The 20,956-nt window shown below is 59.5% G+C and carries 17 protein-coding genes and 1 tRNA gene; 9 read left to right on the top strand and 9 right to left on the bottom strand.

The features are described 5' to 3' along the window. Window positions 1-35: 35 nt before the first annotated feature. From G7Y51_RS09865 to G7Y51_RS09835, 9 genes are all read right to left on the bottom strand, one after another. The gene (locus tag G7Y51_RS09865) at window positions 36-449 is read right to left on the bottom strand and encodes a recombinase family protein (protein ID WP_241160206.1); all 414 of its coding nucleotides are present in this window, start codon (window positions 447-449) and stop codon (window positions 36-38) included. Beyond that, entirely contained in the window at window positions 379-600 is a 222-nt protein-coding gene (locus G7Y51_RS13770; RefSeq protein ID WP_241160205.1) for a hypothetical protein, read from the bottom strand. Before G7Y51_RS13770 ends, G7Y51_RS09865 begins: the two co-directional genes overlap by 71 nt. A gap of 34 nt (window positions 601-634) precedes the next feature. Further along, complete coding sequence (locus G7Y51_RS09860) at window positions 635-1,042, bottom strand: protein MobC (RefSeq protein ID WP_241160204.1); 408 nt, start codon at window positions 1,040-1,042, stop codon at window positions 635-637. A 144-nt stretch (window positions 1,043-1,186) separates the two neighbouring features. Beyond that, window positions 1,187-2,389 (bottom strand): MobV family relaxase, encoded by a 1,203-nt coding sequence (gene mobV, locus G7Y51_RS09855; RefSeq protein ID WP_165177017.1) that lies wholly within the window; start codon window positions 2,387-2,389, stop codon window positions 1,187-1,189. Window positions 2,390-2,475: 86 nt separating this feature from the next. Next, window positions 2,476-3,345: an AAA family ATPase gene (locus G7Y51_RS13765; protein ID WP_241160203.1), complete on the bottom strand. Its 870-nt coding sequence runs from the start codon at window positions 3,343-3,345 to the stop codon at window positions 2,476-2,478. After that, complete coding sequence (locus G7Y51_RS13760; RefSeq protein ID WP_241160202.1) at window positions 3,342-4,265, bottom strand: toprim domain-containing protein; 924 nt, start codon at window positions 4,263-4,265, stop codon at window positions 3,342-3,344. Before G7Y51_RS13760 ends, G7Y51_RS13765 begins: the two co-directional genes overlap by 4 nt. Then, complete coding sequence (locus G7Y51_RS09845; protein ID WP_165177015.1) at window positions 4,258-4,467, bottom strand: AlpA family phage regulatory protein; 210 nt, start codon at window positions 4,465-4,467, stop codon at window positions 4,258-4,260. Before G7Y51_RS09845 ends, G7Y51_RS13760 begins: the two co-directional genes overlap by 8 nt. Before the next feature lie 262 nt (window positions 4,468-4,729). After that, complete coding sequence (locus G7Y51_RS09840) at window positions 4,730-5,980, bottom strand: integrase arm-type DNA-binding domain-containing protein (RefSeq protein ID WP_165177013.1); 1,251 nt, start codon at window positions 5,978-5,980, stop codon at window positions 4,730-4,732. A gap of 207 nt (window positions 5,981-6,187) precedes the next feature. Next, window positions 6,188-6,274: transfer RNA gene (locus tag G7Y51_RS09835), tRNA-Leu, on the bottom strand. 1,010 nt (window positions 6,275-7,284) lie between these two features. On the opposite strand from G7Y51_RS09835, the gene G7Y51_RS09830 reads away from it, so the two are divergent. The 9 genes from G7Y51_RS09830 (at window position 7,285) to G7Y51_RS09790 (ending at window position 20,748) form a co-directional block, all read left to right on the top strand. Then, on the top strand, window positions 7,285-8,400 hold the full coding sequence (locus G7Y51_RS09830; protein WP_165177011.1) for a glycosyltransferase: 1,116 nt from the start codon (window positions 7,285-7,287) through the stop codon (window positions 8,398-8,400). Further along, on the top strand, window positions 8,401-8,955 hold the full coding sequence (locus G7Y51_RS09825) for a hypothetical protein (RefSeq protein ID WP_241160201.1): 555 nt from the start codon (window positions 8,401-8,403) through the stop codon (window positions 8,953-8,955). 752 nt (window positions 8,956-9,707) lie between these two features. Next, complete coding sequence (locus G7Y51_RS09820) at window positions 9,708-10,880, top strand: glycosyltransferase (protein ID WP_165177009.1); 1,173 nt, start codon at window positions 9,708-9,710, stop codon at window positions 10,878-10,880. 138 nt (window positions 10,881-11,018) lie between these two features. Further along, on the top strand, window positions 11,019-12,209 hold the full coding sequence (locus tag G7Y51_RS09815) for an ABC transporter permease (protein WP_165177007.1): 1,191 nt from the start codon (window positions 11,019-11,021) through the stop codon (window positions 12,207-12,209). A 141-nt stretch (window positions 12,210-12,350) separates the two neighbouring features. After that, complete coding sequence (locus G7Y51_RS09810) at window positions 12,351-14,315, top strand: glycosyltransferase (RefSeq protein ID WP_165177005.1); 1,965 nt, start codon at window positions 12,351-12,353, stop codon at window positions 14,313-14,315. Window positions 14,316-14,369: 54 nt separating this feature from the next. Continuing rightward, window positions 14,370-15,821 (top strand): D-glycero-beta-D-manno-heptose-7-phosphate kinase, encoded by a 1,452-nt coding sequence (gene rfaE1, locus G7Y51_RS09805; RefSeq protein WP_165177003.1) that lies wholly within the window; start codon window positions 14,370-14,372, stop codon window positions 15,819-15,821. Between the two features lie 115 nt (window positions 15,822-15,936). Then, the gene (locus G7Y51_RS09800; protein ID WP_165177001.1) at window positions 15,937-16,911 is read left to right on the top strand and encodes a glucokinase; all 975 of its coding nucleotides are present in this window, start codon (window positions 15,937-15,939) and stop codon (window positions 16,909-16,911) included. A gap of 119 nt (window positions 16,912-17,030) precedes the next feature. Then, the gene (locus tag G7Y51_RS09795) at window positions 17,031-19,175 is read left to right on the top strand and encodes a sensor domain-containing diguanylate cyclase (protein ID WP_165176999.1); all 2,145 of its coding nucleotides are present in this window, start codon (window positions 17,031-17,033) and stop codon (window positions 19,173-19,175) included. 223 nt (window positions 19,176-19,398) lie between these two features. Beyond that, window positions 19,399-20,748 carry a DUF4147 domain-containing protein gene (locus tag G7Y51_RS09790; RefSeq protein WP_165176997.1) on the top strand — a complete coding sequence of 450 codons (1,350 nt, stop codon included), beginning with the start codon at window positions 19,399-19,401 and terminating at the stop codon, window positions 20,746-20,748. The last annotated feature ends 208 nt before the right edge of the window (window positions 20,749-20,956 follow it).

Below are 20,956 nucleotides of genomic sequence, written 5' to 3'. Positions count from 1 at the left end.
ACCCTCAACACATTTACATCATATTGTTAATACTCTCAAGGAGCTTTGGGGCATCCGGCATCTGCGGGCGGCCTCCAGCTCGGAGACACGGCCCGCCTGCCAAAGCGCACAATTTTCCAGAAAGTTGCCGGGCAATGGCTTGCTTCACGGCCAAAGCGGACTCCGCGCAATTTGGCGGCAGCTATCCCTTCCGCCTGCCGTTTGCGGATGTTTTCGCGTTCGTTCTGAGCCACAAAGGAAAGCACCTGCAAGACAAGATCGGCAATGAACGTGCCGAGCAGGTTCTTGTCGCGCCGGGTGTCGAGCAGGGGCATGTCCAGCACAAGAATATCCACGCGCTTTTCCCTGGTCAGTACGCGCCACTGCTCCAGAATCTCCTCATAATTTCTGCCCAGTCGATCGATGCTGGTGATGCAGAGCAGCTCGCCGGGCCTGAGCTTTTTGAGCATGGCTTGGTATTGCGGCCGCTGAAAGTCCTTGCCCGACATCTTCCATGAAGATGCGGTCGGGCGGTATGGCCTGCTGCTCCAGGGCGATACGCTGCCGGGTTTCATTCTGATCCACGCTGGATACGCGGATGTAGCCGTAGGTCTGTTCCATAGGGTTGTCCTTTTGCGTCGGTTCACAGTTGATCTCACCGATGGTCTTTCAGATGATCGGGGGGAAGGTTCGGCCCCCAAAGCGGCCTGGGCCTGTCATTGTTCTGTGCGGGGCTGGGGGGTATGGCTGGGGCCTTCGCCGTGGTTGAGGCGGGCGGGGGCGTGTCTTGCCTTTTGGCCTTTCCGGATTCTTTCAGCCGTCGGGCCTCGGTCAGATACTTGGTCAGGGTTTGGGCCTTCACCTCGATCCCCTTCTCGCGCAGCTTTTCGACAAGTTCCTGGGTGTCAAAGCCGCGCTTTTTCATCCGCTCCAGCGTCGGGGCGAGAGCGAAGATGGCCTGCTTCACGGTCATGGCGCGGTTTCCGTCCAGCGTGACAACGGCGGGCTTGAGGTGGGCAAACTCCTGTCGGATTTCCTTCAGTTGGCTGGCTGTGATGCTCATGCTTTTTTCTCCTGTGATTGACGGGGAGTGTCCCCCGATCTTGTTTTTTGCCTTTGGCGGTCAAGCGGCACGCTTGCACATTTGCTTTCGCAGAAAGCATAATGTGCTATGGCTCATGGCTGAGCCGAGATTTCCGGCGGATGGTCAGCGCATCCTTGAGCGATGGCGTTGCGGCACGGCTTCCAGCTCCTGCTGGATGTGCCGTTCACGCTCGGACTGCTGGCGGGCCTCCGCTTCCTGACGCTCGCTCTGGCGTTGGAGCAGCTCGGCCCGCTTGCGATTCAGGAAGTCGAGATGCAGGGGCCGGATTTCCGGCAAACGCAAAAATTCCAGAAACCCCGCCATGATCGCGTCCGCTTTTTCCAATTGGGACTCCAGCGATTCTTTTTCCTCATGGCTTTGCTTTCTGTGGGCCGCGTATTCCCCTTCAAGCCGCGTCTGTTTTTGGCGTAACGCTTCCGCTTCCCGTTGCAGATTTTCCATCCGCATTTGGGTGATGTGTTTGACGGCAAGCGCCTTTTTCTGTTCGGTAATGAGAGCGGACGCTTTTTGCAGGACAGATTGGTAGTTGAAAACGGTAGCCTTCGGGAGCGAGAACTCCTCCTGAAGAATTTTTTCCGCTTCTTCGGCCTGTTGCTCATGCTCTGCAATGCTCTTTTTCAGCTCTTCTTCACGCTGCTCCAATTCGTCGATAGTTTTCTGGAAACGTTGGGCCATCTCTTCAGATTCTTGAATCAGTCTGTTCAGGGCCTCCCGCTGCTGCTTGAACTCCCGCGTATCCAGATGCTTTTTGGCTGAACCCGGCTTCTGTTCGACGCCGCGCTGGATGCCGAAGCCACGGCTTTGCAGATAGATGGGCAAGTCGGCTTGCAGCTTTTTCAGACTGGCGCGGGTATAGATGCTGTTGGCGCTGAGCCGCCCGTCCGGCGTCACCGGCACATGAAGGAAGTGCATGTGCGGCGTTTTTTCGTCAGTATGAACCATTGCCGAGATGACGTTTTCCCTGCCCACAAAGTCGGTCAGAAAGGCCGCGCTCTCCTCGAAAAAACGCCTGGTTTCCTCGACAGTGAGTGTGTCAAAAAATGCCTTGTCGGAGCTGACCACAAGGCCGCACATGTGCACGGCGTCCTTGCGTACAGCCTTGACCATAAGCAGATCGTCAATGCGATTCTGGATAGCCTGCGCGTAGTTGTCTGAAGCGGATTCATGCAGATCGTAATTTCCCGCGCTCCGGCTGTAATCAATGTCGGGGTTGGAATGGCTCTCGCGCTCGCGGCGATTGTGCGACTGAATGCCGCGAATGGCGTCTTTCTTGAATTTATCCATATGCAGGACGAGTGTGGACATAATGAAACTTCCTTATCCTGTAAGAAGCAGGTGTCCCGCTGTCCCGCTGCTTAAGCGCCGGTACAGCGGGACACCTGAAAATAAGTTCAATCAAGACCTTCCAGTTTTCTTTTCAGTCTGTGGACAGCCGATTTCGATTTGCCCATTTCCTCGGCGCAGTCGCGGATGCTGTAGCCTTCGCCAAGCAGCCTTTTCAGCTCCTCCAGTTCCACATCCTCAATTTCCCGAACCTGCCAATGCAGAGCGTTGCCTTCGGTAATCAGGTTGGCCTCAAAAGGCTTGGCGTCGTCGCCGAGAATGCCTCTGGCCTTGGTCAGGTGAACCTCAAAACGCGCGCCTTCGGCCATTGCGTATTCCCTGGGTCTGCGGAGGCTGATGACCGTATCCATAATGTCCTCTTTGGCGCTGGTGCCGCGCTGGTCGCCGGATTTTCCGGCGTGATGAATCAGAAGCACCGTGATTCCTCTGCGACGCAGATCCAGAAGCCACGCCTGCATAGCCTGCCAGGACTGCGATTCGTTTTCCTTGCCCGTGCGGCAGAGGGTGGCGATATTGTCCAGCACTACCATGTCCACGCCTTTCAGGAGTGGCTCAATCATGGCCTGCCCGTTGGGCGTGGACAAATCCGGCATGGCGCACGGCTGCAAGTCCGGCGTGATAAGTGAAAGGTTTTTCAGCGACTGCGGCGGGATGGCCATGCCGCCCACAAGTGAGGACAAACGGCTCTGCATGGACGTGGCTGGCATTTCTCCGTCCACATAGAGCGTCTTTTGGGGCATGGGCGCGCGCCAGTTGAAAACAGCGCCGCCGGAGGCGACAGCCACGGCCACGCTCAGGGCGGCAAAGGTCTTGCCCACACCTCGCGGCGCGTAAAGGATGCCTATCCCCTGAACCGGCAAAATGGGCGATAGAAGGTAACCCCGATCAGGGATCTGCATGGACAGGAACTCGCTCATGTCCAAGGCAACAAGGCAACAAGGCCATGCTGTTTGGTCAGGGCTGCTTCCAGTTGCGAGCGGACGGCTTCAATGCCTTCAATCTGGTGAAGAGCATTGAAATCAGTGCCCGCGCCTGTGGTGAAGTTGGGAACCACAAGCGGGAGCTTCGTGAGTCTCGCCGCCTCCTCGCCTTTCTTGCGCCCGGCTTCATCATTATCGCCGCAAATAATGATTGGTCTGTCTGTGAATCGGTCTCTTGCCGATTTGGCGACCACGGGCATATTGTGGGCGGAGAAAGCCACATAGACAGTCCAGCCAGCGGCAAGATGAATGCTTGCGCCTGTGGCAAAGCCCTCGCAAATGGCGATGGGTTTTCCCTGCAAACCGGGGATGGTAAATCGTCCGCCCTGCACCTTGCCGCCCACGAGGAAGCGCTTTGTGCCATCTGGAGAGATGCGTTGCAGGCTTTGCAGATTGCCTGCGGCATCCAGAACCGGGATAAGCAGGGCACCGTCCCGTGCCTGACGTATGCCGGAGAGGGGCGGAATGCCTTTGCGCCGCAGGTAGGGATGATTGGGGTCGCACGCTCTTGCCGAAGTCCAGTCCTGCCTGGCCTGTTGGGCTGCTTCCGCATGGCGTCTGGTACATTCGTCTTCCCGCTGTCGTCGGATGGATTGCTGGCGTTCCCGCCATGCGGACATCTCCGCAGGGGAAAGCGTCTGTTTTTCCTCGGCGCAGAACGTGCCCTGATCGTCGGTTTCCCAGTTGCACCACCAGAGCGTGGCCGCTTTGTCCAGATGGGCGATATACGCGCCGTTCAGCTTGCGCGGCTTGCTTTCTGTGGGGCAGCGGTGAAGAGTGCCGTCCGCAAGGATTTCTTCGGGGACAAGGCCATGCTGGCCAAGAACTTCCTGGAAGGTTTGCAGCAGGTCATTCATGGTTCACCTCCGCCTGCCCGGCGTTTTCGATGAATGCCCTGATGTCCTCGGCGCGCCAGACGGTCGTGCGCGGGCCGAGCTTCAGGGGCTTGGGGTAGCGTCCGGTGGCGCAGCCTTTCCACCACGCGCTCTTGCTGATGGGAAAAAATTCCAGAATCTGGTGAAGCCTGAGAAAACCTGTGGCGGGTATTTGAGTTGCCATAGGATTACCTCCGTATCTAAATAGACTTTACGGAGTGCTATAGCATATTTATTCAATTAATCCACATTGTTGATGAAGTACAATGCCGTGCGATGCGGTTCGATGCAGTCCGATACAGTTCGATAGAGGTGCATGGAGAAGTGAAATTTTTCAGAAAATTTTTTGAGGTAAACAATTTCTGGACTCAGGATAAAAAGGCAGGGCGTTGCAGCGGATCTGCCGCAACGCCCTGCCATAAATCTGAATAATTTTGTTCTCTAAATTATTTCAGTGAATTGGATGCATCCTGATCTCGCAATTCGTCCAGATAATCGGCCCACCTCTGAAGCAATTCACGCCGTTTCTCCAGATATGAGGCATGGTTATAGGCGTCGCGGACGGTATTTTGCTCCTTGTGGGCAAGCTGGGCCTCAATAATGTCGCCGTCAAAGCCCCATTCCAGTTTTTTCTCATTCAGGATGGTGGAAAACATGGCGCGGAAACCGTGAATGGTCATTTCTTCCTTGCTGAAGCCCATTCGGCGGATACCGTTCAAAAGCGCCATATCCGAAATACATTGCGAGGCTGAATGCCGTCCCGGAAAGCAGAGTTCGCCGGTGCCGGTAAGCAGATGCAGTTCGCGGAAAAGTTTGACCGCCTGAGTGGGCAAGGGCACGGCATGAGCGATGCGCATCTTCATGCCGCCGCCGTCCTTTGCATTTTCCCGTCTGGCGGCGGGCACAATCCAGAGCGCCTTGTCCAGATCAATCTCCGACCATCTGCCGCCGCGAAGCTCGGCGCTCCGCAAGGCCAGATAGGGCAGTATCTTGAGCGCGTAGCCGACAACGGCTCCGCCCTGATATTCGTCTATGCAGCGCAAAAGATGCCCGACAGCGGCGGGATCGGTGATGGTGGCGTAATGCTTTGTCTGGATGGGCTTGAGGACTTCCTTGAGGCCGTCAGCCGGATTGAAGACGATGTAGCCGCAGGTGCGGGCAAAGCGGCAGACCTGCCCGGCGGTTTCGGCCAGCTTGTGCGCTGTTACCGAATGTCCGGCGGCTTCCACCGGCCTGATTGCGCCCAGAATATCCCCAGGCACAAGTTTGCTGATGGGCTTTTCGCCAATCCGCTCATTGAGCAGGGAAAGGAGCCACTGCTTTTTCTTGATATTGGCCGCCGCGTAGGAATCCTGTTTTGTGGCGAACCATTCCTGGGCGACAACGGCGAAGGTCAGCGCCTGTTCACGCGCCGCCGCTTCGGCTTCTTCCTTGGCGGCCTTTTTTTGCGCGCCGGGATCAATGTCGCTGGCAAGCAGTTCCTTGGCCTTGTCGCGCTTGCGGCGAGCGTCTTTCAGGGATACGGCGGGATACGCGCCAAAGCTGAGCGTCTTTCTTTTTCCGGCATAGCGGTAATCCATCCGCCATAACTTCCCACCGGAAGCGGAAAGGTAGAGGTACAAGCCTTCAGAGTCGGCCAGTTTTGCCGGAGTACCGTCAGACTTCAAATTCCTGAGCATGGTGTCGGTCAGTGGCATGGCTCAAATCCTTTGCTGGCAAGGGGTTGCAGGGTGACGGTATTTTTCTGGCCGCGTTTCCTCCGTATCGGCTCATACCGCAATAAATACCGTCATTTTTGTTGGTTCTCCCCGCTTTTTACGACACCTCGCTGGACATACCATTGCCCAAAAAGCCAAGTCCCGCAAGACTTTTCAGACCTTGCGGGACTTGTTTGGACTCTTACCTGGTGCCGAAGGGGAGACTCGAACTCCCACTCCCTTGCGAGAACTAGACCCTGAACCTAGCGTGTCTACCAATTCCACCACTTCGGCGTGGAGTGTTATCTAGCCTAAGGTCTGAGGCTTGGCAAGCTTTTTTTCAGGGATCCGGCAAATTTTTTATCTTTCAGCCGCGCCGCGTCCGGCCTGCGAGCTGCCCGGCAGTCCCCGGCTTGGGGCTGAGCGCTCGAACATGACAGGGGCTGCCAATGCGTTCTCTTTTGCCCGGCACGAGATGTCTTGCCGAGTCGTTTGCAACACTGAGCGCTCAAGGGGATCAGCTCGCTGAAAATCACTGCAGCGCCACGATGCAAGCTTGCAGCGGACGCCATTGTGGCATTGACAAAAATATGCCTCTGCCTGAATATGTTTTGAATACTACTTCATTATTTTTATGATAGATTGTATTTTATATAGAATAAATGTATCATAAATTTATTTATTATGTATAAAAGATAAAAATAGTTATGCCTCATTCTCAACAAAAAATATGAACTTTTCTCTCAAGAGAGAAAATCTGAAAATAATACAGCATATATATTGAAAAATTCGGTAAAATAATATCAATTATTTGTGGACTTTCCTGTTTCGCTTTCATCCCTAGGTAAGCAGTAGGAGAAGGAGAGACTTTTTTGAGTTGAGCGGATCCGCCATAGAGTCCGGGCCCGACCAGAAGCCGGATGGGAAGAACCCCGCAGGGAGAGTGGGGCACAGGGTAGGCGGGTTCTGTCTTTTCTTGTGGAAAAAATTTGATCTCCGCAGTGCGCCTCAGCAACGGGTCTGGTTTTTATGTGGCAAAGGAGCTACCTTGGAGTCCGTCGCAAAGGGTAGCGCGCCCCGCCGCACGGCGCATCTGGCCAAAGCTGCGATGTCAGGGCTGACGCAGCGTATGCGTCAGCCCAGGCCGCGACGCTGTGGACCGGGGCTTGCAAAAGCGAGCGGAATGCCTAGTATGCTGCCAGCCGCGCCGTGGACCGCGCGCACCAGCGGCAAAGCGGGCCTGTCTGTCGCGCGTTGCCTGAAACCGCATTTTTCGCGACGGCTTTTTTATGGCAAGGAGAACCATGCCCAGAGCGCTGAACGTCCTTTTCCTGATGGAAGATCTTTGTTTCGGCGGCACGCAGCGCCAGACGCTGGAGCTGGCTCGCCGTTTGGATCGCGCATGCTTTGTTCCGTCCATGCTCACGCTCACCGGCGAAACCGATCTGGACGCCCAGGCCCGCGAAGCCGACATTGCGCTTAACCATCTGGGCACGTCGCGCCGCGTTGCGCCCTTCTTTTTTCTGCGTCTCGGGCGGGCGCTCTTGCGGGCAAAACCGGATATTTTGGTGCCCTGCACGGCCCTGCCCAATATCTGGGGGCGGCTGTGGGGCAGGCAGGGGCGGAGCCGGAGGCCCGTCATTGTGGGAACCTGCCGGGGAGGCGGTTCTCTCAAGCGCCAGCATGAACGTTTTCTCTGGCGCTTGACCGATCATCTGATCTGCAATTCCCAGGCGCTGCAACAGTCTCTTCACGCTCTGGGCGTGCCCGCGCAGCGCGTGAGCTATATCCCCAACGGCGTGGATACCGGCTTTTTTACGCCGGGGCCGGACGCGCCTTCGCAAAGGCAGCCGGTTATCCTCTGCGTGGCCCGGCTTGCTCGGGACAAGGATCATCTGACCTTGTTGCGGGCTTTTGAGCAAGTGCTGCGCGTGACGCCGCAGGCGCGGTTGCGTATTGTGGGGGACGGCCCGGAGGAATCGCGCTTGCGCCAGTGGGCCCGCAGCAGCGCCGCGGGCAGCCGGGTGGATTTTTTCCCGGGCGGGCCGGATATGCGGGAGCATTATGCCGCGGCCCGGATTTTCGCGCTTTCCTCGCTGCGCGAAGGCCAGCCCAATGTCATTCTGGAAGCCATGGCCTGCGGTCTGCCGGTCTGCGCCACTGCCGTGGGGGGGATCCCTCGCCTGGTGGAGGAAAATGTGGACGGCCTGCTTTCCCCTGCCGGGGATGCCGGGATACTGGCGCGCAATTGCAGCGAGCTCCTCGCAAGCCCGCAGCGTTGTGACGCTTTTGGGCGCGCCGGGCGGGGCAAGGTTGAGAGGGATTTCGCGTTCCCCGTCATGGTGGAGGCGCATCAGCAACTTTTTCTCCGTCTGTGGGAGCGGAAAAACGGCAATGCCCGGCGGAGCGCGGGTGCATAAATGAGGATTCTGCTGCGTTGTGTGCCTGCCGCCGTTTTCATGGTTGTCGCAGTGGCCGCCTGGATGTGCGCGGGATCGGCCTTTGCCGCGGCAGAGGCCGCGGATCGCGGCGCGCGCGCAAACCACGCGCCCCTGGAGGCTTCAGGGGCTGCGGGTACGGCTGCGCCCGCAGCCGGAAAAGAGGGGCAGGCGCCAGGGCAGGCCGCAGCGGCTCCAGCGGCAAAGCCCATTGAGGCCACGGAACTCTGGACAGGCTCCCTCTACAGCTCGACCTTCCGGGCAGCCCTTTGTTTTTCGGCTCAGGGCGCTGTGCGGGGCGTGCTGCATCTGCGCCTTGCCAACGGCAAGACAGATGTCTATCACATCGTGGGCACAGTGAAAAATAATGAGATTCAGGCTTCGCACTCTTCCGGCCATACCTTCAGGGGGCGTCTGCTTGCTTCAGACAAGGTCCAGGGTGTGATCAGCCTGAAAAACGGCATGAAGATCAAGGTTGACGGCAAGCGGCTGCAGGATGTGCCGGTGACGGAGGACTGCGCGCCTTTGCCGCAATAGAGCGTTTTGCTCATGAAATTAGCAAAACGCTCTGGCGCCAGCGTTAGCTGGCGCCCGCGCCGAATGAGCGTCCAGACCGCGTTCTGGACGCGAAATGATGGCAGCGAACTGATTGAAAATGGATATTTTCAATCAAAAAATACTCTAGGGCTGCCGCCGGGCGAGCCCCGCTCGTCTGCTGCTGTGCGCCGGGGGCTTGCGCGTACCGGCAGATCGGGCAGGTCTTTGGCCGGATTGTACGTTCTGTTTGGGGCGCACAGTTGCTTTCTTGCGCCTGATCGGGTTCTGCGCGCGTATGCAGTCGGATGGCTCTGTAAAAATGTGCATTTCTGCAGAAGACTCTCCCAAGGGGCTGGCGCGCAAAGAGGCGGGCGCTCGTCAGGGGCACGGACCGGACGCCATCGCCGTTTTTTAGAGCGGTTTGCTGTTGAAAACGGCAACCGCTCTGGCGGCCGCGGGAGCGGACGCCCGCGCCGAATGAGCCTGAAAACCACGCTTTTCAGGCGAAATGATGGCAGCGCCGCTTTTGAAATTGAATAATTTCAAAAGCAAAATGCTCTAGAAAACCGTGAGGTTGCGTGCGGCAGCGCGGACGCTGCGGCGGCCGTAACGGCTGCCTGACCCGGTGGCAGATGTATGCCGCCACTGCCGTGCGGCTCTGTACAGGTTTTTTGCGATAGCGGGATTCCGCAGAACAAAGAAGATGTGCTTTTTCGGCAAAAGCCTCTGCAAAGGGTGTTCAAGGAGCGCTTATGATCTGGTTCTGGCTGCTGGCGGCAGGCGCGCAGTGCGGTCTTTTATACCTTCTGGCCCGTGCCGGCCGCGCGCTGCCGAAAAGAGAGGCAAGGCAGGCGGCTGAAAATTGTACCGTTCCTGATGAAAAGTGGCCCAAGGCGGCCTTGATTATTCCGGTTGCCGGCGAACATCCCAATATGGCCGCGGCCCTGAAGAGCCTGCTGTGTCAGGATTATCCCCGTCTGCTGCCCATTCTGGTCACGGCGACTGCTGAAGAACCGGCTGCCCGGCTGATCCGCGATTTGCAGAAGGAATATCCGGCCGCGCGGCATGTGGTGGCCGGCAAGGCGCAGCAGTGCGGCCAGAAAAATCACAACACGCTGCAGGGCGTGGCCGCGGCGGGCAAGGAGGCTGAGGTCTATGTTTTCTGCGACAGCACGCATCTGGCCCGCCCCGATTTCGTCCGTTGCCTGACGGGCCCCATTGTCCGGGGCGAGGCGGCGTTCAGCACCGGCTATCATATGGTGGACGCCAGGGATGAGCAGACCGTCACCCTGGCCTATGCGTTTTGCGTCCTGCTGCTGCGTCTTTTGCAGGCGCTTGCGGTGTTCACCCAGCCCTGGGGCGGGGCCATGGCCATGAGCCGGGCCGCCTTTCGGGAGTACGGCGTTGCCGAGCTCTGGGCGCATAATGTGGTGGACGACTGCTCGCTTGCCGGATTGTTGCTGGGGCGCGGCGTGCATGTCTGCCTTTGCCCGGGCGCGCTGCTGCGCACCGAGGCTGCGGGCCATGCCTTGCCGGTCTGGCGGGACTGGATGGAACGGCAAGTGCTTTTTCTCAAGTTTTGCGTGCCCGGCCAGTGGCTGCTGCTGGGACTGCTGGCCTTGCTCATGGCTTTGCCGCCGCTGTGCGCCGGTCTGGCCCTGCTCGGGGGCCTGCTGAATGTGGGCAGCGCCGCGGCGGTATTCACCGCCTTGCTTTACCTTGCCGCCTTGGCGGCCGTGCTGTATGTCTGGCGGGAATTTCTGCCCGCGCCTCCCCCTCTCTGGCGCTGGATATGGGCGTACTTCTGCGCGTCGGCCATGTTCGTCCGGGTTTATTGCCGCACTATTCCGGCCAGGGGCATTATCTGGCACGGGCTTTCCTATACGGTGGGGCAGGGGGGGACAGTGCTCCGTATGCAGCGCTGAGCGGCGCTGTCCTGTTTTTTTGACACTTGCCCCGGCCCGGAGTACATTTATACATGATACTTGCCGCCGATTGCGCAGACTCCCGACGATCGCCCTGCGCGGCGGTTTATTGATGGGCAATCTTCCAATGGTAGCTTTATGATCGCCATGTCCGATCTTTTTCGCGTCAGCCTCCGGCAGGTTGTGCGCCAACGCGGCTTCGGGGTAATTATATCCATTGCCCTGGGCATCACCGCCTTTATTGTCCTTTCCGTGCTGGGGCGCGAAATCCGCTATAAAGTCGGTCAGGATATGGTGCTCATGGGCGGGGTCAACGTGATTCAGGTCCTCATGGACGACAGCCAGTACCCCGGCCAGCCCAGGCGTGAATTTTTTCCGGCAACCGTGGAGGCCCTGCGCCGCCTTCCGGGCGTGGCTCTGGTCAGCCGCAATGTGCGCGCGGGCAAAGTGTTTGCCTTGCGCGGCGAAGGCGAACGCTCCCTGTATGTGGATTTTATCGGCGTGGATCAGTATTTCTCCGAGGTGTATTCGCTGACGCTGGCGGCCGGGCGTTTCTTCGACAGCGCAGACATTGAGGGGCGCCGCAGAGTCTGCATGCTGGGCAGAGAAGCGGCGAAAAACCTTTATTCCGAGCCTGAGCAGGCCATAGGCAAATTGCTTTTTCTGGAAAAAGACGTTTTTGAAGTGGTGGGCGTGGTCAGCGGCGTGATGCTGGGCAGTTGGAGTCTGGGCGGTTTTTTGCCGTACACCACCATGGTCGATCGCAACTGGGGTGACGGCAAGGTGACGCGCCTCTTTGTCCGGGCCATCGGCTGGGAAGACGTCTCGCCTCTGGTCAGGCTGATTCCCACGGTGGTGCGCGAGCATCAGGCCGCGCCCTACCTGGTTGTGCGCACGCAGGAAGAACAGCTTGCCCGGATCAAGGGGACCTTCCTCTGGGTGGAGGCTTTGCTGTGGCTGGGCATTGCCGCATCGCTCATGCTGGGCGGCTTCGGGATCTGGTACGGCACTTTTGCAGCCGTGCGCGCCCGTACCCGCGAAGTGGGCCTCAAAAAAGCCATGGGCGGCTCGGACACCGACATTATGGCCCAGTTTCTGGCCGAAGCGCTTTGCAAATCCGTAGCCGGCGGCATTTTGGGCATTGTGATCGGCGTTGTGCTGGTTGAGGCGGGAGCCTGGGCTCTGGGCACAGGCATCTCCTATCCATTGCTGATCGCCAGCAGCCTGGGCAGTATTGCTTTTTCCGCCGCCATTGGCGTGGCAGGCGGCTTGTATCCGGCCATTCAGGCCAGCCGCATGGATGTTGTTTCGGCCTTGCGCTTTGAATAGGCCGGCCCGGCGCGAGCGTCAGCCGTTGGCGGCTGTGCCGCCTTACGGATGACGACAGCAGCGATAGGCGCAGGCGAAATGTACTTTCGCCGTGAAGCGCTGGAGCGAGCGCTTCAAAAGCAATATACTCTAGGATGCAGTATGGCTCCGGTTATCGTCGCCAAAGATTTATATAAATGTTATGCCGGTTTCGCGCCCGTGCTGCGCGGCGTAAGCATTGAGCTGGAAGCCGGCGAGCTTGCGGCCATCATGGGGCCGTCGGGCTGCGGCAAATCCACCATGCTGCACATTCTCGGCATGTTGCATGCCCCTGATGCGGGTTCGCTGGAGATCCTCGGCACCAACGTGCTTGCCCTCAACCGGGAGCAGACCGCCGCCTTCCGGCGCGGCAACATGGGCTTTGTGATGCAGTCCAGCAATCTTTTCGAGCACTCCACCGTGTTTGAAAATGTTGAATTTCCACTGATTTATGAAGGCGTGCCGCCCCAGGAGCGCTGGGAGAGGGTTATCCGCGCGCTGGAACTGGTGCGCCTTTCAGCCCGGGTGCATTATCGCAGCAACCGCCTCTCCGGCGGCGAGCAGCAGCGTGTGGCCATTGCCCGGGCCATGGTCAACAATCCGCGCATTTTGCTGGCCGATGAACCGACCGGAGCTCTGGACGCCCGCACCAGCCGGTTGATCATGGAAAATTTCTGCACCTTGTGTCATACGGGGCGCGTTTCCATGGTCATGGTCACCCATGATCCCAAAATGGCCGAGTATTGCGACAGCGTGTACACCCTGGAGGACGGCATCCTGCATCGCCGCAAGCGTGAGCTCGCGCCCATTGCGGCCGAGGAAGCGCACGATCTTTTGCAGGGTCCCCGGCCGGTGGTGCGCGGCGCGTTTGTGGCCCGGCGTTTTCCCGAAGTTTCCGGCCAAAATCTGATGGAAGAGGCGCACCGGCTGCATGCCGCCGGGCTGCTTTCGCGCATTTATGCCCTTCAGGGCAGCGGGCTTCTGGGCAATCCCGATGGCTATGCGCTTCCCCTGGCGGTGCGCAGAATCGGAAAGTTGCGTTTTTTCAGCGTTTGCGCCGCGCTTTTCCGGCAGTTGCGCGGCACGTCGCACCCCCTTTGGGAGCTCTGGCACAAGCTGCCCGTGCGCTCTCGCTGGGGCAGGGAGCTTTTGAGTCATCTCTGGGCCTTCGGCTGCGGAGCCTTGCTTGCCCGCTGGGGCCTGGAAGAGAAGATTGAAATCTTTTATGCCGATGGCGGCCACAGCCCGGCCACGGCCAGTTGGGTGGCTGCGCGGCTTCTGGGCATTCCCTTTGCTTTTGCGGTGCGCTCGGCGGATTTGGCCCTTCCGGGCAAGGATTGGGCGCGTAAAGCCTCACAGGCCGCTTTTGTGCGTTGCGACACCGAGGCGGCCCTGCGCGCTCTGCGTCAGCTTTTGCCGGATCTGCCGGAAAACAGGCTGGTTTTGCTGCGCGATCCTCTGACGCTCGTCCCGTCGGATGACGAGGCGGAAATGTCCCCTGCCTCAGGAAAAGCCGCGTCCACGCTTAACATCCTGGCCGTGGGCAGCATTTGCGCGCGCAAGGGCTATGACCTTCTGCTGCGGGCTTGCGCGCATCTGCGCGATAACGGGCTTGACTTTCATCTGAAAATTGTGGGCCAGGGGCCTGAACGACTTTATTTGCGCTGGCTCGCCTGGCGGCTGGGTTTGCGCAAAATGGTGGATTTTCCCGGTCAGGTGGCGCACGAGAATATGGCCGATCTGTATACAAAGAGCGATATTTTTGCGGCTCCGGGCCGCAGAACCAAACATGGCGATGAGGATGGCCTGCCTTCAGCCCTGGCGGAAGCCATGAGCTTCGGGCTGGCGGTGGTGGTCAGCGATTTGCCGGGTCAGACCGAGGCCGTGCAGAATCAGGAAAGCGGCCTGGTTGTGCCCCAGAACGATCCGGCCGCTCTGGCAAAGGCTCTGGAAACTCTTGCCGCCCGGCCGGAAGAGCGCCGTCGCCTTGGCAACAATGCCCGCTTGCGCATCCGCGGTCTTTTGGAGGAAAGCGCTACCGAGGCCCGACTGCGCGAGCTCCTTACGGCGGCCTGCCGAAAAGCCTGAAGTGGGACGGCGCTTGCCGCCGAGGCGCGTCTTTCGCTTGCCCCAGAGGATGTTATGGATTTTAACGGCATACGCGTGTTGGTCGTGGGCGATGTGATGCTTGATCACTACATTGCAAGCCGGGTGGAGCGTATTTCGCCGGAAGCGCCGGTGCCCGTGGCCCGCGTCGGAAAACGCTGGTCCGCTCCGGGCGGCGCGGCCAATGTGGCGCGCAATCTGGCGCGGATCGGGGCGCAGGCGCGGCTTGCGGGTCTGGCCGGGCAGGATGAAGCGGGCAGGGCCTTGCGCCAGGAGCTGGCCGCCGAGGGCGTTGAGGAAGGCCTGACGCTTTCCGCCACGCGGCGCACCACATGCAAGACCAGGGTTATTGCCCAAGGCCAGCAATTACTGCGTCTTGACGACGAGCAGCGCGACGCCCTGCAGCCGGAGGAGAGCGCGGCCCTGCGGGAAAAGGCTCTGGCGCTGCTGCCCGGCTGCGGCGCGGTGGTTCTTTCCGATTACGGCAAGGGCGTTCTGCTTTCGCCCTCTGAGGGCGAGAGCCTGTGCGCGTTGCTGATCGCGGCGGCCAGGCGTGAACATATCCCCGTGCTTGTGGATCCCAAGGGCGCGGACTGGGGGCGGTATGCCGGGGCGCAGTGCGTTACGCCCAACAGCGCCGAATTTGCGGCCATCTGTGGACGTGACCAGCATGCGAGGCTCCATCGTCGCGAACGTGAGGATCTGGCCGGCGGGGTGCGTGAGGAATATGGCTTTGAGCGGCTTTTGCTGACGCGCGGGGCCAGGGGAATGATCCTGTTTGAAAAAGACAGACCGCCGCTTTACATACGCGCCGCAATGCGTGAAGTGGCCGATGTCTCCGGCGCGGGCGACACCGTTGTGGCGACCCTTGCCGCCTGCGTCGCCAAGGGGCTGGATTGGGAGCGGAGCGCGCGCATCGCCAATGCCGCGGCCGGCGTGGCTGTCGGCAAAATGGGCACCGCGCCGGTCAGCCTGGCCGAACTTAATCAGGCCTTGCGCGAAGAGGCGGACAACCCCAAACTCTATGCCCGCCCCGCGCTTTTGGAGAAGATTGAAGACTGGCGGCGACGCAATGAGAGCATTGTTTTCACAAACGGCTGCTTTGATCTGCTGCATCCGGGCCATGTTTCCTTGATCCGCCAATGCGCCTCTCTTGGCGATCGCCTGGTCGTGGGATTGAACAGCGATGCTTCAGTGCGTCGTCTCAAGGGTCCGGGCCGTCCAATTCAGAATGAAGAGAGCCGTGCCTTACTGCTGGCCGCGTTGCAGGGCGTGGATGCGGTCACGCTTTTTGACGAGGACACGCCCCTGGATTTAATCCGCATGGTCCGGCCCGACGTCCTGGTCAAAGGCAGCGATTACACCGAAGATACGGTGGTGGGTGCGGATTTTGTGCGGGCCTGCGGCGGCCGCGTGCATCTGGCGGATCTGGTCAAGGGATGCAGCACCACCAATCTGGTGCGGAGCATGAATAACAACGAGGCTTGAGACAAGGCTTTCCTGCTTTAGAAGCCGCGGCTGCGGCCTGCCCTTGCCGTGCATGTCCAGCCTGACGGGCTGGCGGAAGCGTCTCGCCTCTCACTATATTTTTTCTGGAGGCCGTATGCAGCGCATACTTGCAGCCGATATAGGCGGCACCAACTGCCGCTTCGCCCGTTTCAGTCTGGAGAGTGAGCGCTTGACGCTGGAGCGCGTGGTCTGGATCAAAAGCGCCGGACTTTTGGACACGGATATGGTGCTCACGGCGCTGAGCCGCGAGCTGGAAACGCCCCTGGACACGGCTGACGCGTTCGTCCTGGGGCTGGCCGGCCCGGTAAGCGACGGTCTGCACGGCAAGCTGACCAACGGCTCGCTGGAGGTGGACTTTTCCGATCTCAAGGCCCGCTACGGCATTCCACGCTGTAGAGTGATCAATGATTTCATGGCCGAAGCCTATGGCTGTCTGACAGAGATCGGCGATCAGGCGCGCTGCATCGTCAAGCCGGAGTTGGAGGCCACTCCCCCGGCCACCGCAAGCCGGGGCGTGCTGGGCGCGGGCACGGGTCTGGGCACGGCCTCTCTGGTGCATGACGGCCGCGGCGGCTGGTTGCCTGTGCCGGCTGAAGGCGGCCACACCACCTTTCCCTTTGTCGGCGACGAGGAAAATGATTTTCATAAATTCGTCTGTAGCGAGCTGGGGTATCCCTATGCGCGCGGCGACGACATCCTCACCGGCAAGGGCCTTTCTCTGCTGCATCGGTATCTCACCGGCGAACGCCTTGAAGCGCGGGAAGTGGGCGAAAAGGCTCTGAGCCGCGACACGCCTACCTTGCGCTGGTATTCCCGTTTGTACGCGCGGGCTTGCCGCAACTGGATTTTGACCACGCTCTGCCGCCGGGGCCTGTGGATCGCCGGGGGCATAGCCAGCCGCAATCCCTTGAGCGTCACCAGCGAGTATTTTCTGGAAGAGTTTTACAGCACGCCGCATTTTGAAGCCTTGATACGCAGCGTGCCTGTGTACCTCATTGAAAACAAGAACAGCGGCCTGTGGGGCGCGGCTCAGGCCGGATTTGAGCTGTTGCGCCGCGAAGCCGCCTGAAGCGGGGCCGTCTCAGGCAAAATCCGCGCGAGACGGGCAAGGCCCTGCCGCATGTTTCGGCGGATCTCTGTCGGGATCGTGAAAATTTTGAATCCTTGAACTGCCAAGCGCGAATTGCCATGCAAAACAGGCCACACGCCAGGAGCACGCCGCAACGCCCGCGTTTCTCGCCGGATTTTTCCCGGATTATCGGGGAAAATATTCCGGATGCTCTTCTTGTCTACCATCTCGCGCCAGACTATCCGATCCGCTATGCCAATGAAAAGTTCCTGAGTCTTCTCAACTACGATTTCCAGGACTTTATGCGGCAAACCGGCGGCTGTCTTCTCAATGTGGTGCATCCTGAAGACAGGGAGCGCGTTCAGGCCGCACTTGAGGCCTTTTGCCGGCAGGGCGAGACCTGTTCCGTCGAATACAGAGCCTTGCAAAAAGGCGGCGGTTTTCTGTGGCTGCGCGCTGTGGGCAAAAAAACGCTTTCAGAGGACGGCACGCCCCTTGCGGTCAGTGTTTGCGCGGACATCACAGAGCTTGTCGGCTTGCGGCATCAGGCAAAACCCGAAACCGTGCCGTTGCAGACCTTCATCGACTCTTTGCCGTGCGGGATCTGCAAGGTTAAGGCAAACGACGATCTGGAGCTTGTCTACGCCAATACCTTTTTTTACGATATGCTGGGCTATACGCGCGCGGACGTGGAAAAACAAGGCTTCAGCAACGTGAAATCCTGCATCTATCCGGCTGATCTGGAGATGGTGCGGCAAGTGGTGCGCGAGAACGTGCAGCAGCGTTGCGCGTTTTTTGAACTGGAGCACAGGCTTTTTCATCAATCCGGCAAAGTGCTCTGGGGCCGGATCAGTTGCAGCTATGATCCCGCGGAACCGGATATGCTGACCTGCGCGCTTTTTGATATCACGCTGCGCAAAACTATGGAGGAAAAGCTGCGGATCAGCGAGGAAGAGAGCCGGATTGCCTTCCAGCACACCGACAAGGTCATGGTTATTTACGATCCCGGCGCCAGGGCGCTCTTTCAGCCGCAAGAAGCCGCAAGCGCGCTGGGGCTGCCCGCGGTGGTGCACGGGGTGCCGGAAAGCGTCGTGGCCCGGGGCATCGTGGCCGAGGAAAGCGTGGAAAACTATCTGAAATTTTTTCACGCCATGCAGCAGGGCATTCCGCACGGCAGCGCGACCCTGAAACTGAAGTGCAAGGGGACATTTGAATGGTTCAGCTGCCGGTACACCTTGATTTTCAGCAAGGAAGGCAAGCCGCAGCGCGGGATCATCTCTTATGAGAACGTGACGGAACAGCGTGAAAAAGAGCTGGCGTACCAGAAATGGATCCAATCCTTCAAGGCGCAGCAGGAAAACAGCATCGGATACTATGAGTTCAACTTGTCCAAGAATACCTATGAGGGCAATGAGCGCCGCAATTCCGGAGCCCTGCCCCCGGATGTGAAATCCTTTTCAGGCATGGTGAACCATATTGCGCGCCATTATGTGTATGAGAAGGATTTGCCCGACTATCTCAACGTCTTTGACCGTGAAAAGCTTCTCGGCAAGTTTTACAGCGGCCAGTGCGAAATCCAGTTGGAACACCGTTTCATTGGCGCGCAGGGCGTAGTGTATTGGGTGGCGGCCAGGATCCAGCTTGTTCCCGATCCTTTCACCCAGGACGTCAAGGCTTTTATTCTGATCAAGAATATCGACGCGCAAAAGAAAAGAGAGCTGGAACTGCAAAGCCTCATTGAGCAGGACGAGCTTACAGGCCTGCTGAACCGCGGGACCGTGGTCAAGCGGGTTTCCGAAACCCTGCGGCTGAGCGGCGCCGGCGCGTGGCATGGCCTGATTATGCTGGATGTGGACAATTTCAAGCTCGTCAATGACCGTTTCGGGCATCAGTACGGAGATCAGCTGCTCAGGGACATGGCCGATTCCCTGAAACAGGTCCTGCGCAGGAAGGATTTGTGCGGCAGGCTGGGCGGCGATGAGTTTGTGGTTTTTTTAACGGATATTCCGCCCGAACTGGCGCTGGAGAAAAAACTGGAAGTTCTGCGGCGGGCTGCCGCCAGGTACTGTCAGGCGGGTTTGAAAATTACCGCCAGCCTGGGGCTTGCACGCTACCCGCAAGACGGAAAAAGCTTCAGCGATCTCTATGAGAAAGCGGATATGGCGCTTTACGAGGCAAAACGGCTCGGACGCGATCGTTATGTGATCTACACTCCGGCTCTGGAAGCGCAGCGCGCAAGCGCCGGCCTTTTTACCCGGCCCTGACTGCGAACCCGTTGTACCGGATCTTCTCCGGATCTGTGCCGGGAAAGCGCCCGCGCATCCGTGAGAAACGGCTGCGCGGGCGCGCCTGTCTTGACGGCTGTCGTCAACTTTTTTAGAGCTCATTTCATACATCGCCCCGTGGACGATTTTACCCGCAGCGGCTCCTGGGTCTGGTCATGAGCCGGGGCTTTTGTTTTTTCGACCCTCTACCGGCGGAGAGAATATGGAACGGCAGCGGCAGACATTGCAAGGCATTTTTGACGCCGCGCTGGCTGCCGTGTCCCCTGATGGCGCGCTGTTGCGGCATCTGCGTCTGGAGGGCGACAGCCTGGTGGCCGACGGCCGCCCCTGGAACATTGCCAAGCGCAGGATCAGCGTGATCGGGGCCGGCAAAGGGGTCGCGCCCATGGCCCTGGCCCTGGAGGATATGCTCGGCGGGCGGCTGGATGCGGGCTTTATTGTGGTCAAGTATGATCATGGCCTGCCCCTGAAGCGCATCACTCAGGCCGAGGCCGCGCATCCCGTGCCCAATGCCGCCGGGGTGGAGGCGAGCCGCCGCTTGCTGGAAATGGCCCGCAAGGCAGGGGAGCGGGATCTGCTGATCTGCCTGCTCACGGGCGGGGCCAGCGCCCTGACGCCTGCCCCCGCGCCGGGCCTGAGTCTGGAGGATGTGCAGCGCGTCACGGATCTGCTTTTGCGCTGCGGCGCGACCATTCAGGAGCTGAACGCGGTGCGCAAGCATCTTTCCGTGTTCGGCGGCGGGCAGCTCGCCCGGGCTGCCGCGCCCGCCGCAATGCTCAGCGTCATTGTCTCGGACGTGGTGGGCGATCCCCTGGACGTCATCGCCTCCGGGCCCACCGCGCCGGATGTGACCAGCTTTGAGGACTGCGTGAAAATTCTCGCGCGCCACGATCTGACGGAACGTCTGCCCCTGGCCGTGCGCCAGCGGCTGGCAAACGGCTTGGCCGGACGCGTCGAGGAAACGCCCAAACCCGGCGATCCTCTGTTCTCGCGCGTGCAGAATATTTTGTCGGCCACCAATCGCCAGGCCCTGGACGCCGCGGCCCGGGCCGCCGAGCGCCTCGGCTGCACGCCGTGCATCCTCACGGATCGGCTCACGGGCGAGGCCCGGCACAAGGCCGCGGAACTGGTGGAAGAAGCCCTGCGCCGCGCCTCGGCTCTGCGGCCCGGCGACAAACCGCTCTGCCTCCTGGCAGGGGGGGAAACCACGGTGACCATCCGGGGCCGGGGAAAAGGCGGCCGCAATCAGGAAATGGCCCTGGCCGCGGCCCTTGCCCTGGAAAATACGCCTCATGTCTGCGGCTTGTTTGCCGGAACGGACGGCACGGACGGCCCCACCGAGGCCGCGGGCGGCTTTGCCTTTGCAGACAGCGTGGCGCGCATGGGCGGCCGCCGGCAGGCCCTTGCCCTGCTGGCGGACAACAACAGCAACGCGGCTCTGGCCCGAAGCCGGGATCTGCTGATCACCGGGCCCACGCGCACCAATGTCATGGATCTGGCCGTGCTGCTGGTGGAGCGGCCGTACTCGCCGAATAGAGCATTTTGCTTTTGAAATTATTCAATTTCAAAAGCGGCGCTGCCATCATTTCGCGTCCAGAACGCGGTCTGGACGCTCATTCGGCGCGGGCGCCAGCTAGAGCAATTTGACTTTTATTTTATTTAGAAATCGTTTAGATTGCAGAGATGAAATTTGCATCTGAAGAAATCCGAACCAAGGCTGTTCATGCGTATCTTGATGGAAAAGCAACAGCCAGGCAATT

Origin of the sequence: Desulfovibrio sp. ZJ369, from assembly GCF_011039085.1 — a bacterium.
Taxonomy (GTDB): Bacteria; Desulfobacterota; Desulfovibrionia; order Desulfovibrionales; family Desulfovibrionaceae; genus Desulfovibrio.
Note: the sequence above shows the minus strand (reverse complement) of the source record. Positions and strands in the feature narration are given on the sequence as shown.